The 15,228-nt window shown below is 59.6% G+C and carries 12 protein-coding genes; all 12 read left to right on the forward strand.

Translation table 11 applies throughout. The annotated features are described in order from the left end of the window. The first annotated feature begins 338 nt into the window (after nt 1–338). Nucleotides 339–2,783: a TonB-dependent receptor gene (locus tag WC392_11230; GenBank protein MFA5242934.1), complete on the forward strand. Its 2,445-nt coding sequence runs from the start codon at nt 339–341 to the stop codon at nt 2,781–2,783. Nucleotides 2,784–2,794: 11 nt separating this feature from the next. Further along, complete coding sequence (locus WC392_11235) at nt 2,795–4,009, forward strand: sialidase family protein (protein ID MFA5242935.1); 1,215 nt, start codon at nt 2,795–2,797, stop codon at nt 4,007–4,009. An 11-nt stretch (nt 4,010–4,020) separates the two neighbouring features. Then, a complete protein-coding gene (locus WC392_11240; protein MFA5242936.1) occupies nt 4,021–4,479 on the forward strand; it encodes a hypothetical protein in 459 nt (152 codons plus the stop codon). Nucleotides 4,480–4,759: 280 nt separating this feature from the next. Then, nucleotides 4,760–5,410: a TonB family protein gene (locus tag WC392_11245; protein ID MFA5242937.1), complete on the forward strand. Its 651-nt coding sequence runs from the start codon at nt 4,760–4,762 to the stop codon at nt 5,408–5,410. A 7-nt stretch (nt 5,411–5,417) separates the two neighbouring features. Next, a complete protein-coding gene (locus WC392_11250; GenBank protein ID MFA5242938.1) occupies nt 5,418–6,074 on the forward strand; it encodes a MotA/TolQ/ExbB proton channel family protein in 657 nt (218 codons plus the stop codon). 10 nt (nt 6,075–6,084) lie between these two features. Beyond that, nucleotides 6,085–6,489, forward strand: coding sequence for a biopolymer transporter ExbD (locus WC392_11255; protein MFA5242939.1), 405 nt, complete (start codon nt 6,085–6,087; stop codon nt 6,487–6,489). 26 nt (nt 6,490–6,515) lie between these two features. Then, nucleotides 6,516–8,789 carry a TonB-dependent receptor gene (locus tag WC392_11260; protein MFA5242940.1) on the forward strand — a complete coding sequence of 758 codons (2,274 nt, stop codon included), beginning with the start codon at nt 6,516–6,518 and terminating at the stop codon, nt 8,787–8,789. A gap of 342 nt (nt 8,790–9,131) precedes the next feature. Continuing rightward, the gene (gene gshA / locus WC392_11265; protein MFA5242941.1) at nt 9,132–10,403 is read left to right on the forward strand and encodes a glutamate--cysteine ligase; all 1,272 of its coding nucleotides are present in this window, start codon (nt 9,132–9,134) and stop codon (nt 10,401–10,403) included. A gap of 469 nt (nt 10,404–10,872) precedes the next feature. Continuing rightward, nucleotides 10,873–12,630, forward strand: a complete 1,758-nt coding sequence (msbA, locus tag WC392_11270; GenBank protein ID MFA5242942.1) for a lipid A export permease/ATP-binding protein MsbA — start codon at nt 10,873–10,875, stop codon at nt 12,628–12,630. Next, nucleotides 12,627–13,733 (forward strand): glycosyltransferase family 4 protein, encoded by a 1,107-nt coding sequence (locus WC392_11275; protein ID MFA5242943.1) that lies wholly within the window; start codon nt 12,627–12,629, stop codon nt 13,731–13,733. The genes msbA and WC392_11275 overlap by 4 nt, the downstream gene beginning before the upstream one ends. Beyond that, nucleotides 13,730–14,554: a polysaccharide deacetylase family protein gene (locus tag WC392_11280; GenBank protein ID MFA5242944.1), complete on the forward strand. Its 825-nt coding sequence runs from the start codon at nt 13,730–13,732 to the stop codon at nt 14,552–14,554. The genes WC392_11275 and WC392_11280 overlap by 4 nt, the downstream gene beginning before the upstream one ends. A gap of 40 nt (nt 14,555–14,594) precedes the next feature. Further along, the coding region (locus tag WC392_11285) for a hypothetical protein (protein ID MFA5242945.1) at nt 14,595–15,228 on the forward strand (634 nt) is incomplete at its 3' end.

Here is a 15,228-nt window from a genome sequence, read left to right on the forward strand (position 1 = left end):
ATATTGCCGCGCGACGCCATGCCGCATGTTTTTAGGGAACTTTCGCCTTTAACATTCGCCGCTCGATTGCGGATATACCGCTCCCGATAACAGGGCGCCGCTTTCCGGGAGAGGAAATGCCGCACAACAAAACAATTAAGTCAAATCACAGGACACTGCGCGCCAGTCAGGTATTTGCACGCCGGCCGGGCCACGCCCTGCCAAAAGGCAGGCCGATATTCTCGCCCTGGCGCAGCGGGCGGGGGGATGAAGATCGCTTTTGTTGCCGAAGCTGCGCGTATAGAGGCCCAGATGGCGCATAGAGAACCCAAGCAAATACTAAAGAGGAGTTAAGTACCATGATTCGCAAAACCCATGCCGCTGCCGCCATTGGCATACACCGCCCGCTGTCCGTCGCTATCGCGGCTGCTCTTGGGGCTTTCTGCTCCGGCAATGTCAGCGCCGAGGAAACCGATGTCCAGCTCACGGAAATTTCTGTCTCGGCCGAATCCACTAAACCGGCGACACCAGATAATGTCCCCTCAACGACAGAAAGCGTGACCAAGAAGCAGATTGCCGAAAGCGTCAATTCGGTGTCATCGGCCGGGGCGCTTCTGTACCTGCCGAGTGTTCACGTTCGCGAACGCTTTATTGGCGACGTGAACGGCGGCTTGGCAATGCGGATGTATGGCGTCAATTCCAGCGCCGAAACCATCGTCTATGCGGATGGCCTCCTGCTCTCGAACCATCTGGTCAACAGCTGCTGCCCTGGACCACGCTGGGGCCTGGTATCCCAGGACGCCATCGACCGGGTCGATGTCATGTATGGCCCGTTCTCCGCGCTTTATCCCGGAAATTCAGTGGGTGGCGTGGTGCTGATGACAACGCACATGCCCACCCAGTTCGAAGCGCATGCGAAGCTGGATGTTTTTGGCCAGAATTTCAAGCTATACGGAACGGACAAGAACTTTACCGGGGAACACGGCTCCGCAAGCATAGGAAACAAGGTGGGCGACTGGTCGTACCGCTTGAGCGCCGATCGCCTGGATAACCACAGTCATCCGACGGATTTCACTTCTGCCAGGGCCAAGACGGGAGCGGCTGCCGCAGCGGGGCAATATACGGTTGTTACCGGCGCGCATTTCGACCGCGATATCGCCAACAATCCGAGGGTCGTCACCGCCGCCACCAGTATGGATCACACCGTGAAGGACGATGGCACCCTCAAGGTGGCCTATGACTTCTCGCCAACGGTTCGCGCCACCTATACCGGGAATATCTGGCAAAACACCTCGGATAAAAGCAACGCCAGCTATCTGCGGGATGCGGCCGGGAACACGATCTACGGAACCAACAGCACGACAGCGCTACCTTACCGGTATGTTCGTATCAACGGCCAGGACTATACCGTGACGGCGCCAAGCAAGAGTCACGCTGACGCTGAGTATTACATGCACGGCCTGTCCGTGAAATCGCAGAGCGGCGGAACCTGGGACTGGGAGGCAACGGCAAGCCACTTCAATCAGGACAAGGATGTCACCCGCGCATCCTCCGGTAACTTTGGCACCACACCCAGTGCCGATGCTACTGCGGGAACCATTACTTTCGCCGATGGAACGGGTTGGCAGAATCTTGACCTGCGCGGCGACTGGCGCCCCGATGGCAGTCTGAAAAGCCGGCACCAGGTGAGTTTTGGCTTCCACACCGATACCTACAAGACCAAGTCGGATCAATACACACTTGCGGCGGGAAACTGGATGACCAGCAGTGCAGGGGCGTTGAATACAAATTCCAGGGGCACCACTACGACCCAGGCGATCTACGTGCAGGACGCATGGCAATTCGCTCCCGCCTGGAAATTGGTGCTGGGCGGCCGCCAGGAAAAGTGGGAAGCTTCTGAGGGAAGCAACTACGTCGGCGGAACGACTTATGTCTATGAGGACAAAACCGTGTCCGCATTTTCACCCAAGGGATCGCTGTCCTGGCAGGCATCCGACGTCTTGGCGCTGCGCGGTTCCGTTGGCCGGGGTACACGCTTCCCGACCGTCGGCGAACTTTTCAAGAACTTCGGCATAACACCAATTGGTTCCAGTACAGCCCTGACCAGCGCGCAAATCATAGCCGCCGGGTTTCCTGCGCCTTATAACACCGGGCTGACCAACAATCCCAACCTGAAGCCGGAAACCGCTGACTCCTGGGAGTTCACGGTTGAGCGCTCCTTGAGCAATGGCCTGTGGCGAACCTCCTTGTTTGGGGAGGAGAAACAGGACGCGCTCGTTTCGCAAACCGACATCACGACCCTGCCTAATTATAGCGTTAGTAGCGTTCAGAACGTCGACAAAGTCCGCACCTACGGGATCGAAACGGCTTTGCAGACCAGCGACATGCTGATACGCGGGCTGGATCTTTCCGGCAGCATTGCCTACATCCATTCGCGAATCGTGGAGAATGCGGCAAACCCTGGGCTGGTGGGCACGGAACTGCCGCTTATCCCGGTCTGGCGCGCATCGTTGCTGGGTGTCTACCATGCATCGGACAGACTCTCGTACAGCCTGGGCTATCGTTACAGCGGAAGACAGCACAGCGGCCTGTTCAACACGACGACCATGCAATATCCCGACCCCAATCCGGACACCTATGGCGGGCGTAGCTCTTTCGGCGTTGTTGACGCCAAGGTGCGCTACAAGGTCGCCAAGCAGTGGTCCGCCTCCGTCGGCATCGACAACATCGGCGACGTCAAGTATTACACCTTGTATCCCTATCAGCAGCGCACCTATTTTGCCAGTTTGAAGTTCGACTATTGAGAGCAGGCTTGATGACACACTTTCACAAGTTGGGCGCTGCCGCTGCGCTGGCAATGGCCGTTTCTGTCCTGCCTGGCCCTGTATCCGCCGCCACTACGGCAGAGAAGGCCGCGATGCCGGGCATGGCAGGCATGGCGAAAAAGGCGCGCACCGAGCTGGCCAGTTCGGCGGCGTTTGCCGCGGATGGCCGGTTGCTGGCCGTTGCCAAACAAGGCGAGCATCTGATGCTTTATCGCAGCGACGATCAAGGCGCTAGCTGGTCGGCGCCGGTTATCGTCAACGCCCAGCCGGAAGCCATTTCCGGCGATGGCGAAAACCGCCCCAAGATCGTTTTTGCGCAGGATGGCGGTGTGCTGGTCTCCTGGACCAAGCCGCTTGGCAAACCCAACACCGGCGAAGCGCGGCTGGCCCGTTCGGATAATGGTGGCGCCAGCTTTGCGGCGCCGATTACCGTGCACCGCGATCGACAGGAAATCACCCATCGTTTCGAGGCGATAACGGTGGGCGGTGATGGACGTGTTTATATCGCCTGGATCGACAAGCGCGATCTCGAATCGGCCAGGGCGGCGCAGAAGCCGTATCGCGGTGCCGCCATCTATGCGGCGGTGTCGGAAGATGGCGGCAGAAGCTTCAGGCCTGAAGTGAAAGTCGCCGACCATTCCTGCGAATGCTGCCGCATCACCGCAACGGTGGATACTGACGGCGCGCCCCTGTTTCTCTGGCGCCACGTATTCGAACCCAACGAGCGCGATCACGCGCTCGCAAAACTCAAGACCGACGGCACGCCGGCAAGCTTTCAACGGGCGACTTTCGATCGCTGGAGGATCGATGGCTGCCCACACCATGGGCCGTCACTGGCCGTGGCGCCAGATGGAACGCGACACGCTGTCTGGTTCAACCAGAAGGATGGCGATGGCCGGGTGTTCTATGGCCGCCTGACAGCGAACGGCGTCGATGGCCAGCGCTTTGTTGGCGGCGACAAGGCCGCCCACGCTGACCTTGTCGTCGCAGAGCGCCGCGTAGCCATCGCATGGAAAGAATTTAACGGCGAGACGACGCAATTGCATGCCGAGGTGTCCGAAGATGGCGGGGTCAGCTTCAAGCCGCGAGTGCTTGCGGCCACCGGCGGCGCCTCCGACCAGGCCCGTGCGATCAAGCGGGGTAACGATCTGTTCGTCTTCTGGCGTACAGAACGCGAGGGCATGCGAGTGTTCGAGTTGCGATGAGATATTTCTGCTTGCTGTTGTTGCTCCTACTGGCAGGCATGAAGGCCGCCGCAGCCGGGCCGTTTCTCGTCCTCGACCGGCAAGGCGCACGCAACCTGGTGGAGGTGAAATCACATTCGACGCCGGCCATCATCGCCTTGTGGTCCTCCGACTGTTCCCACTGCAAAAGCAACCTCAAGCTGTTCGCTCGGATGGCAACCGCTAATCCTCGCCTGCGCTTGATCACCATTGCCGTTGAGCCCTTTTCGGAAGAGCTCGCCGCGCCGCTGGATCATTTGGGCGTTCCCGGCACCCGCTATGCCTATGGCGCGGAATCCCCCGATGCCCTTGCCCACGCGCTCGACCCCAAATGGCGGGGCGAACTGCCGCGCACCCTGCTATTCGACGGGAACGGCGGCAAAGAGACGGTTTCCGGCGTGATGGATGAACATGCCGTGCGCCGCCATCTCGGATTAACGGCAAAGCCATAGCCTGATGGGGTGAGCGTGTTTTTTGCCCATGCGGAAATAAGCTGCGCTTACAACGGCACTGCGGCATTTTGCCGCGCGCTACAACGCGCCGGATACTTTAGTATCCCTGTCACATTTGAAGCGTTTAACCCAGATTATCCGTTAGAGATTTGACATGAAGGAAATCAACAGTTTGTAGGTCGGGCTTCAGCCCGAGATTTCGGGCTGAAGCCCGACCTACAATTTAATGGATTATTTGGGTTTAACGTGAAATGCACTACTAGAATTATTCAGGCTGGAAATGGAAAAGCAATATGCAACAAAATGGCTGCCGGCCATGGGCCTGGTGATGCTTGCCCACGCCGGGGCGTGGTATGGCCTGAGCCAGTTGAAACAGGACATCATTCCCCCCATGCCGCTGAAAGTGATCGAAGTGGCATTGCTGCCACCCCCTCCACCGCCGCCCAAGGTCAAGCCAGAGCCGCCAAAACCCGAACCCAAGCCCAAAGCGCAACCCAGGGTCAAGCCTGTGCCGCGCCCGTTATTGCCGCCACAGCCGGTGGCGGAAAGAGTCATGGAACAGGCGCCTGAACCAGCGCCGCTGGCCGTGGCCCCAAGCCCGCCCGCGCCTGTCACGGAAGCACCGCCCAAGGCGCCCGAGCCGGTAGTGGAAGCCCCGAGCTTCAACGCCGCCTATCTCAACAACCCGAAGCCGGTTTATCCCCTCCCGGCGCGCCGCAGAGGCATCGAGGGACGCGTTCTGGTACGGGCCGAGGTGCAGGCGGACGGCTCATGCAGCCGGGCGGAGCTGAAAAAGACCAGCGGCTCCGAGCTGCTCGACCAGGCGGCGCTGGAAGCAGTCAGGAAGTGGCACTTTGTTCCGGCAAAAAAGGGCGCCCAGGCCATCACCGCCTGGGTGGAAGTACCGATCACATTCAAATTGGAAAACTAGGAAAAATATGTTTGGACATGCAACCTCACCTATCGTGGCCGCGACCCTGTGGCTCCTGATTGCATTCTCGGTGGTCTCCTGGACGCTGATCGTGATGAAGGGCTGGCTGCAATTCCGCCTGTCGCGGCAGAACAGCGCCTTCATCAAAACCTTCTGGAGCGCCCGCAACCTGACGGAAGCGGAAGCCGCCGCGCAACAGGCGCAAGGCCCCCTCGCGCAGCTGTGCCGCTCGGGATTCGCAGTGCTGCGCGAAATCGAGAAGGATGGTACGCACAGCCTGCAGAACAGCGGCGACCGACAGGATGTGCTGGAGCGCCGCCTGCGTGCCGAGGTGCAGAAGGAAGTGCACAAGCTCGAAAGCGGCCTGATGGTGCTGGCCAGTGTCGGCTCGACGGCGCCTTTCGTGGGGCTGTTCGGCACGGTGTGGGGCATCATGCACGCCCTGCAGGACATTTCCCGTACCGGCTCGGCCGGGCTGGACGTGGTGGCGGGGCCGATCGGCGAAGCCCTGATCGCCACTGCCGTCGGCATCGCCACCGCTATTCCCGCGGTGCTGGCCTACAACTACGGCCTGCGCCAGGTACGGCTGTATAGCGCGGAGCTGGAGGAGTTTGCCAACGACTTCCTGCACCTCGCGCTCAAATCCGGTTTCAGCGTGAAATAGGAAGCTCCCCATGGCCCTGCATACATCTTCCGAACAAACCGCCATGTCGGACATCAATGTCACGCCGCTGGTGGACGTGATGCTGGTGCTCTTGATCGTGTTCATCGTCACCGCGCCGCTGCTGATGCAGGCGGTCAAGATTGATCTGCCCAAGACGGCCCCGGTCGCTCCGCTCAAGCAGACCCACACCATCCAGCTGGCCATCAACGCCCAGGGCACGGTGTATATCGACCAGCGGGCGATTCATTTCGATATTCTCGAAAACGAACTGAAAGGCATGCGTGCCGCTACGCCCGACATTAACGTCCAGCTCCACGCCGACGAGAACGTCAAATACGGCCGCGTGGCCCAGGTCATGGCGGCGGTCAACCGCGCCGGCATCGCCAAGCTCGGATTCATCACCATTCCGCAATAATAATTTTTAACCAAGAAGGAGGTACCATGAAACACCAGCTACGCATCATCCCCCTCGCCGTCGCGCTGGCCTTGCCGCAACTGGCCCTGGCCGCGGACGATAAAACCACCACGCTGCCGGAAGTTACCGTCAGCGCTTCCAAGGCTGAAAGCCTGCCGCTGGGCGCAAGCCAGGTTGACAAGGCCGGCATGGCCCGCATGGGAGCGGCCACCAGCGATAGCGCCAGCCTGCTCCGGGACATGCCGGGCGTCAGCCTGTATGGCGCTGGCGGTGTTTCCAGCCTGCCGGTGATCGATGGCCTGGCGGACGACCGCCTGCGCATCAAGGTCGACGGCATGGACCTGATTTCCGCCTGCGGCAACCACATGAATCCGCCGCTTTCCTACATCGACCCAAGCAACGTGGGCAGCATCCAGGTTTATTCCGGCATCGCTCCGGTGAGCGTGGGCGGCGACAGCATTGGCGGCGCTATCCAGGTGAAATCTCCGGATCTGGAATTTGCCGCGGCAGGGCAGAGTATGCTGCTCAAGGGCCAGGCCGGCGCCTTCTATCGCAGCAACGGCAATGCCACCGGAGGCAATCTCTCGGCAACCATCGCGAGCGAAAAGCTGAGCATGACCTATAGCGGTTCCACCGCAGAGTCCGAAAACTACAAGGCAGGCGGGGACTTCAAGACGGCTGGACTGGCGGCAGCGGGCAGGAACTGGCTGGCTGGGGACGAGGTCGGCTCGACCATGTATAAATCAACCAACCAGTCCCTGGGCCTTGCACTGCGCCATGAAAATCATCTGGTCGAGTTGAAGCTGGGCATTCAGGATATTCCCTACCAGGGCTACCCCAACCAGCGCATGGACATGACCGGCAACGACAGCGAGCAGATCAATCTGCGCTACAAGGGGGATTACAACTGGGGCAAGCTGGAAGCACGTGCCTACAACGAGCACACGCGGCACAAGATGCAGTTCTTTGACGACAAGCTCTACTGGTATGGCAATGGCACAACGATTCCCGATGGGACGGTCTGCACACCGGCCGGCGGCACCACTGGCTGTGCAGCAGGCATGCCGATGGACACCGAAGGCGACAACACCGGCGTTGCCGTCAAGGCGGACATTGTCTTGTCAGCGCGCGATCTTCTGCGCGTGGGCGGTGAAACCCAGAAGTACCGTCTGGATGACTGGTGGGATCCTTCCGGCAAAGGGATGTGGCCCAACGTGTTCTGGAACATCCGTGATGGCGAACGCGACCGCCTTGCCGCTTTTGGTGAATGGGAGGCGCAGTGGAATCCGCAATGGCTGACGCAATTCGGCATGCGCTACGAAAAGGTGGACATGGACACGGGCGATGTGCAGGGATATAGCTCGACTTACGATGCCACTGCCCAGGCCGCATTCAATGCCGCCGATCACAAGAAAACCGACCACAACATCGACCTGACCATGCTGGCCCGCTTTGTTCCCGATGCCGGGAAATCCTTTGAGTTCGGCTATGCCCAGAAGACCCGCTCGCCCAACCTGTACGAGCGCTACACCTGGTCCACCCACGGCATGTCGATGCGCATGATCAACTGGGCCGGTGATGGCAATGGCTATGTCGGCAATCTCAACCTGAAGCCGGAAGTGGCTCACACCCTCAGCGCAACAGCGGACTGGCATGACGAGGCCAAAGAAAAATGGGGCCTGAAAGTCACGCCTTACTACACCTACATCGATGACTATATCGATGCGGAGCGCTGCGACACGAATCCGGACGGCAATGCCTGCAAGAATTCGAACCTGACAGCCACGAATGCGTTTGTCTATCTCCGCTTCGTCAATCAGTCGGCTCGCTTGTATGGCATCGATATTTCCGGCCACTATGCCTTGGGCAATACCCAGGGGTTTGGCAACTTCACCGCATCCGGCATGTTGAATTATGTTAACGGCAGGAATGAGTCCACCGGCGACAATCTTTACAACATGATGCCGCTTAATGCGAAGTTGGCTCTCGTGCAGCGTCTCGGCAACTGGACCAACACCGCGGAAGTTCATCTGGTGGGTGCCAAGGAAGATGTCTCGCAAGAGCGTAACGAAGTCAAAACCGAGGGCTACGGCTTGCTGAATCTGCGTACCAGCTATGCATGGAAACAGGCCCGGTTTGATGTTGGCGTCGAAAACGTTTTCGACACGTTCTACAACTATCCACTGGGTGGGGCGTATACCGGTCAGGGCAAAACCATGTCGGGAACCGATGTCCCTTGGGGCACCCCTGTTCCAGGCATGGGCCGCTCGATCTATGCCGGTGTGAACGTGAAGTTCTAATCCAGTCTTGAGCCATACTGAAATGGGCGCTGCGGCGCCCATTTTTTTGTGCCCTGCATCTCCCCGGTAACACATTGTTACATCCCCGTGCCGGGAAGAAATGTTTTTGTAACCCGGCAGGCGCATGATGCTTTCCATGCAGCAAGTTCATCTCACCGCCGTTACCGGCATCTAGTTTCCTCCTCTCTACCATTCCAATGGTAGTTTCAGACGGGCACCTCGGTGCCCGTTTTTTTTGGTGTTGCTTATGGCCCGGCGCTGGCTCATGGATTGATTTCCCCGCCTGACGAAACAAGCCACATCCGCTACAATTAGCGGGATCCTTCACCCGGCATTCAGTCTATGGTCCCGCACCTCACCACCGCCCTTACCGGCCCGCTGCTCGATCTCGAACAGCACATGCTTGACGCCCAGCCGCGCATCGAACAATGGCTCCGCGCCAAATGGCAGGAGCACGATGCCCCTTTTTATGCCTCGGTGGACCTGCGCAACGCCGGATTCAAGCTGGCGCCGGTGGACACCAACCTGTTTCCCGGCGGCTTCAATAACCTGAATCCGGATTTCATGCCGCTATGCGTGCAGGCAACGATGTCGGCGGTGGAAAAAGTCTGCCCGGTGGCACAGCGCTTTCTGCTTATCCCGGAAAATCACACGCGCAACACCTTCTATTTGCAAAATGTTGCCACGCTTGCGGGTATCCTGCGTCATGCGGGCCTGTCGGTGCGCATCGGCAGCCTGTTGCCGGAAATCACCGGCCCCACCGTGATGGACTTGCCGGGCGGCCAGAGCCTGACGCTGGAGCCTGTAAGGCGCGAAGGAGACAAGCTCAGGCTGGATGGTTTCGAGCCGTGTGCTGTCCTGCTCAACAACGATCTTTCCGCGGGCATACCGGAACTGCTCAAAGGGCTGAAGCAGCCCGTTATCCCGCCGCTGCATGCCGGCTGGGCGACACGGCGCAAAACCCATCATTTCAGCGCTTATGATCAGGTGGCGGCGGAATTTTCCAGCATCATCCACATGGACCCCTGGCTGATCAATCCCTTCTTCGACGATTGCCATGAAATCAATTTTCAGGAGCGCAATGGCGAGGAATGTCTGGCGGCAAAAGTGGACGAGCTGCTTCAGGATATCCGCGAAAAATACCGCGAGTATGGCGTGAAGAACGCCCCCTTCGTCATCGTCAAGGCCGATGCGGGCACTTACGGCATGGGGGTCATGACGGTCAAGGATGCCTCCGAGGTCAGGGGGCTCAACCGCAAGCAACGCAACAAGATGTCGGTCATCAAGGAAGGCCAGCAGGTCAGCGAAGTCATCATTCAGGAAGGCGTCTATACCTTTGAGAGCATCAACGAAGCGGTGGCCGAGCCGGTGGTGTACATGATGGATCACTTCGTGGTGGGCGGTTTTTACCGCGTCCACACCGGGCGCGGCCAGGACGAAAATCTCAACGCTCCGGGCATGCACTTCGTGCCGCTGGCATTCGACACCTCCTGTTCCCTGCCCGATTATGCCGCCGGGCCGGACACTCCACCCAACCGCTTCTATGCCTACGGCGTGGTAGCGAGGCTGGCGCTGCTGGCGGCGGCAATCGAGCTGGAAAACGCAGCGCGATAAGCTGTTGCCGGGCGGGGGCATTTTATCGTGCCCGGCTGACCGGCTTCAGGATTTCCCGCCCTTATTGGCGATCGCAAGCGGAAATTCGCCATCAAGTCCCAAGTAGGTTGGGTTGAGCTGTTTTGCGAAACCCAACAAACCCAAACTTCAACACCGGCGCTTGGATGATTTGGGTTTGTTGGGTTACGGCGCAAAAAACCGCGCCTAACCCAACCTACATGAGGCGCGTCGTTCAGTCGATGCGTATCCGGATTTTCAGTCCGTAATTCAAACCCACCTGCTTTAGCGGGTGGTTGTTTACTCAAGGCGCGCGCGGCTGGCGCTTGAATCTTGCGCCGCCTCCGGCAAGAAGTCGCTGAAAATCCGTTATAATCCGCGTCTTACTCTGCATCCAAGTACTGGTTGTTAATCATTTATTACTATGACCCCCCGCAACAGGGCATCCCGATTGCGGTCTGGCAGGCTGGACGTGACGAAAACCGAACTGAGCAGCAAAACGCTGTATTTCAGGCTTCTACGCTATATTCTTCCTTATTGGCGCGTCTTCGCCATATCGGTCGTCAGCACCATCTTAGTCGCCGCTACCGAGCCTGCTCTACCCGCGCTTCTCAAGCCTCTGCTGGATGGCAGCTTCGTCCAGCGGGATCCGGCCATGATCAAGCTGATCCCGCTCGCACTGGTGGGCCTGTTCCTGTTGCGAGGGCTTTTTACCTTCATCAGCAACTACACCATCAACTGGGTTTCTTCCCGCTTGGTGATGGATCTGCGCAACCTGATGTTCGATCGCCTGGTCACGCTGCCGACCCCTTTTTACGACAACATTTCGTCCGGTACGGTGGTTGCCAATGTGGCATTCAACGTCATGCAGGTGACTTCGGCCGGGGCGAATATCGTCACCGTGCTGGTGCGTGACAGCTTTACCATCCTTGGTCTGCTCGGCTGGCTCTTTTACCTGAACTGGAGGCTGACCCTGATCGCATTGGTCATGATTCCCCTGATCGCATTCACGGTCAGGCTATTCAGCCAGCGCTTGCGGCGCATGAGCAGGGGTGCGCAAAGCACCATGGGAGACATCACCCACGCCCTGGAAGAGACCCTGAGCGGCCACAAGGTGGTAAAAATCTTTGGCGGGCAGGAATATGAAAAAGAGCGCTTCCATGCCGCGACCAATCGGATGCGCACCTTCAACATGAAGGAAACCGTAGCCTCCGGCCTGAATGTTCCGCTGGTGCAACTGTTTGCCGCCATAGCCCTGGCCGTCATCATCTATTTCGCGACCCTCGATTCAGCGGGAAACCAGGTCAGTGTCGGCACCTTTGTCTCTTTCATTACCGCCATGCTGATGCTGCTCGCTCCCCTCAAACGCCTGACCGGCGTGAGCGAATCGCTGCAAAAGGGTCTGGCGGCCGCCGAAATCATATTTGAAATGCTCGATCGGGTGCCGGAGCCGGATCATGGCACAGTGGAAATTTCCCGTGCAAAAGGTGAACTGGAACTCCGCAACGTCACCCTGCGCTACGAGGCGGATGCCTCGCTTGCGCTCAACAATGTTTCCCTCAAGATCCTTCCGGGCGAAACCATTGCCCTGGTCGGGCAGTCGGGCGGCGGAAAAACCTCGCTGGTCAACCTGATCCCGCGTTTTTACCACCCCAGCAGCGGGGAAATCCTGCTCGACGGCCACAATATCGAAGATATCAGGCTGACCAGCCTGCGCGACAACATCGCATTCGTGAGCCAGGATGTCGTGCTGTTCAACGATACGGTTGCAGCCAACATCGCTTACGGCCGCGAGCGCGGCGCCAGTGAAACGGAAATCGTCGCCGCGGCGGAAGCTGCCCACGCCATGGAATTCATCCGCGAAATGCCGCAAGGCCTGCAAACACTGGTGGGCGAAAACGGCGTCAAGCTCTCCGGCGGGCAAAGGCAGCGCCTCGCCATCGCGCGCGCCATTCTGAAAAACGCCCCCATCCTGATCCTCGACGAAGCCACCTCGGCGCTGGACACCCACTCCGAGCGCCATGTTCAGGCCGCTCTGGAAACCCTGATGCAGAACCGTACCACCCTGGTCATTGCTCACCGCCTCTCCACCATCGAGAAGGCGGACCGGATCGTGGTCATGCAAAAAGGCCAGGTGGCGGAGGCGGGCACGCACCAGGAATTGCTGGCCCGCAACGGCATTTACGCCAACCTCCATCGCATCCAGTTTGCGCTGGAGGGCAAGCCGTGACGTTTACGGTGCTGCATACCGAATCGTCCAAGGGCTGGGGTGGTCAGGAGAGCCGCATTCTGCACGAGGCGATCGGGCTCGGAAAACTTGGCGCGCGCGTGATCATCCTGGGCCAGCCCGGCAGCGGATTGACGCAGCGGGCTGCGGAACATGGCATCGAAACCCGGCATGTAGCCATGCGCAACAGCTTTGATTTCGCCGCGATTCGCGCCATGCTCAGGATAATCCGGGCAGACAGGGTGGATGTGATCAACACCCACAGCGGGCGCGATACCCTGCTGGCCGGCCTCGCCGGGCGCCTGAGCCGCAGTCGGCCCCTCATCGTCAGAACCCGCCACCTGGCATTGCCGATCACCTCCAGGTGGACTTACAGCATCCTGCCCCACAAGGTGGTGACCGTCAGCAATTATGTGCGCGAATATCTGCTCGGTACGGGCGTCAAGCCCGGGCAGGTGGTCACGATTCATACCGGCATCAGTTTCGACCGTTTTCAGCCCGGGGACGAGCATGCCAGCCTGAAAGCCGAACTGGGATTGCGCGAGGATACGCCCCTGATCGCAACGGTTGCGATCCTGCGCAACAAGAAGGGCCACCAGGTGCTGCTGGAAGCCATACCCCGGGTATTGGCTGAATTTCCGTCGGCTGTTTTCATATTTGCCGGGAACGGCCCGCAGCAACAGAATATCGAGCGGACCATCCGCGAGAAAGGGCTGGGCGACAGGGTGCGCCTGCTGGGCCTGAGAAAAGATGTGCCGGCGATCCTGAAATCCTGCGACATGTTTGTCCTGCCCACCCTGGAAGAGGCGCTGGGCACTTCCTTCATCGAAGCCATGGCGATGGAAAAGCCGGTCATCGGCTGCAATGTTGGCGGGGTGCCGGAAGTCATTCGCGATGGGGTCAACGGTATCCTGGTCAAGGCTGGAGATCCAGGCGATCTGGCGCAAGCCATTATCCGCCTGCTGCAAGACCCGGCCGCGGCGCGCAAAATGGGCTCGGCGGGAAAGGCTGTCGCCAACGCCGAGTATTCGGTGGAGACCATGTGCCAGCGGATGTTTCAGCTCTACCAGGATATGCTCCAGCAACGCGTGCAGAGGTTGCCTTGAGCCGGGCTTCAGCCGTTCCCGTATTGATGTATCACCATGTCAGCCCGAATCCCGGGCTGGTGACCGTCTCTCCCGAAACATTCGCCGCACAGATGGAATACCTTGCCGCAAGAGGATATACGACGCTCGGCGCCGACGTGTTTGCTGCATTCCTGCGCGGCGAATGCGAGGTGCCGGAGAAAAGCGTGCTCATCACCTTCGATGACGGTTACCTCGACAACTATGTCCACGCCTACCCCATCCTGCAAAAATTCTCGCTCCATGCCGTGCTGTTTATCGTGACGGGCTGGATCGGCGAGGGCCCGGCGCGCTCCCATGCGGGCATGCAGGCGCCCATCCCGGATTGTCCAGATCACCGTGGCTGCATGAGCGAAATCGAGGCCGGGCGGAAGGACAAGGTGATACTGCGCTGGTCAGAAATCGAAAGCATGAAGCAGGCCGGGGTGTTCGAGTTTCACTCCCATACGCACAGCCATGTGCGCTGGGACAAGGAATACGCCGATCCGGAGCAGCGGATTGCCGCGCTCGGCAAGGATTTGCTGGATTCGCGCGCGACCCTGGCCCGGCGTCTCGGCAACGATCAGCCGCAGCTCTGCTGGCCCTGGGGCTACTACGAACCGGCCTATGTCGATGCGGCCCTCGCCGCCGGGTTCGGCACGCTCTACAGCGTGACCAAGGGCGCGGCCAGGCGGGGCACGTCACCGCATGCCATCCCGCGCATCGTGGTCAAGGACAAGCCCGTGAACTGGTTCGCCCGCCGCCTGTGGATCTATTCGCATCCATTGATCGCGGCGCTTTACACCCGCTTGCGCGGCGACTGATGCGTTACACCGCAGAGATTGGGAGCCAGTGGTGAAAGCCTTGCTGAATCAGCTCCTTCGGCTTGTTGTTGCCATTTACACACGGCTCCGGCGGGAAAAGATTCAAAAGATCGACGCGCCCTGGCATCCGGCGACCGCGCCCCGGTCTATCCTGGTGTTTTCCAACACGGCCCTCGGCGACACGCTGCTTTCAACCCCGGCCATCGTTTCCCTGCGCAACGCGTTCCCGGATGCCCGGATCACCTTTTTTACCGGCAAAGCCTTTGCCCCGCTATTTGCCAGTTTTGAGGCCGTCGACAGCATGGTGCTCTATCATGGCGGCTACAGGCGATTTCTGCGCACCGTCATGGAGTTGCGCAGGCAGAAGCCGGAGATCGCCCTGCTGTTGCACTCGAACGCGCCGCAAGACATTCCCCTGGCCGTTCTGAGCGGAGCCCGCGTCATTCTCAAGACGCCGACCAAAAGCGAATACCGGAAATACCTTTCCTGCGAGTTTCCCTCCAGGACGCAACACACCATCGAGGAGCGCCTCGACCTCGTCCGCGCCATCGGCGCCACGTCGCTTACCCGGCGCATGTCCCTGCCGCGGCGTTACGGCCCGGCAACCGGCATGGCCCCATCTGGAGCAGGCCGCTTCAAGGGGGTAACCACCATAGGCTTCAGGCCGGGGCGGC

Origin of the sequence: Sulfuricella sp. (assembly GCA_041651995.1) — a bacterium.
In the GTDB taxonomy this organism is placed as follows: Bacteria; Pseudomonadota; Gammaproteobacteria; order Burkholderiales; family Sulfuricellaceae; genus Sulfurimicrobium.

What these genes read in the sequence shown, in the direction of transcription:
- WC392_11230 (MFA5242934.1), top strand. Translation starts at nt 339, where the DNA reads ATGATTCGCAAAACCCATGCCGCTGCCGCCATTGGCATACACCGCCCG.
- WC392_11235 (MFA5242935.1), top strand. Translation starts at nt 2,795, where the DNA reads ATGACACACTTTCACAAGTTGGGCGCTGCCGCTGCGCTGGCAATGGCC.
- WC392_11245 (MFA5242937.1), top strand. Translation starts at nt 4,760, where the DNA reads ATGGAAAAGCAATATGCAACAAAATGGCTGCCGGCCATGGGCCTGGTG.
- WC392_11250 (MFA5242938.1), top strand. Translation starts at nt 5,418, where the DNA reads ATGTTTGGACATGCAACCTCACCTATCGTGGCCGCGACCCTGTGGCTC.
- WC392_11255 (MFA5242939.1), top strand. Translation starts at nt 6,085, where the DNA reads ATGGCCCTGCATACATCTTCCGAACAAACCGCCATGTCGGACATCAAT.
- WC392_11260 (MFA5242940.1), top strand. Translation starts at nt 6,516, where the DNA reads ATGAAACACCAGCTACGCATCATCCCCCTCGCCGTCGCGCTGGCCTTG.
- gshA (MFA5242941.1), top strand. Translation starts at nt 9,132, where the DNA reads ATGGTCCCGCACCTCACCACCGCCCTTACCGGCCCGCTGCTCGATCTC.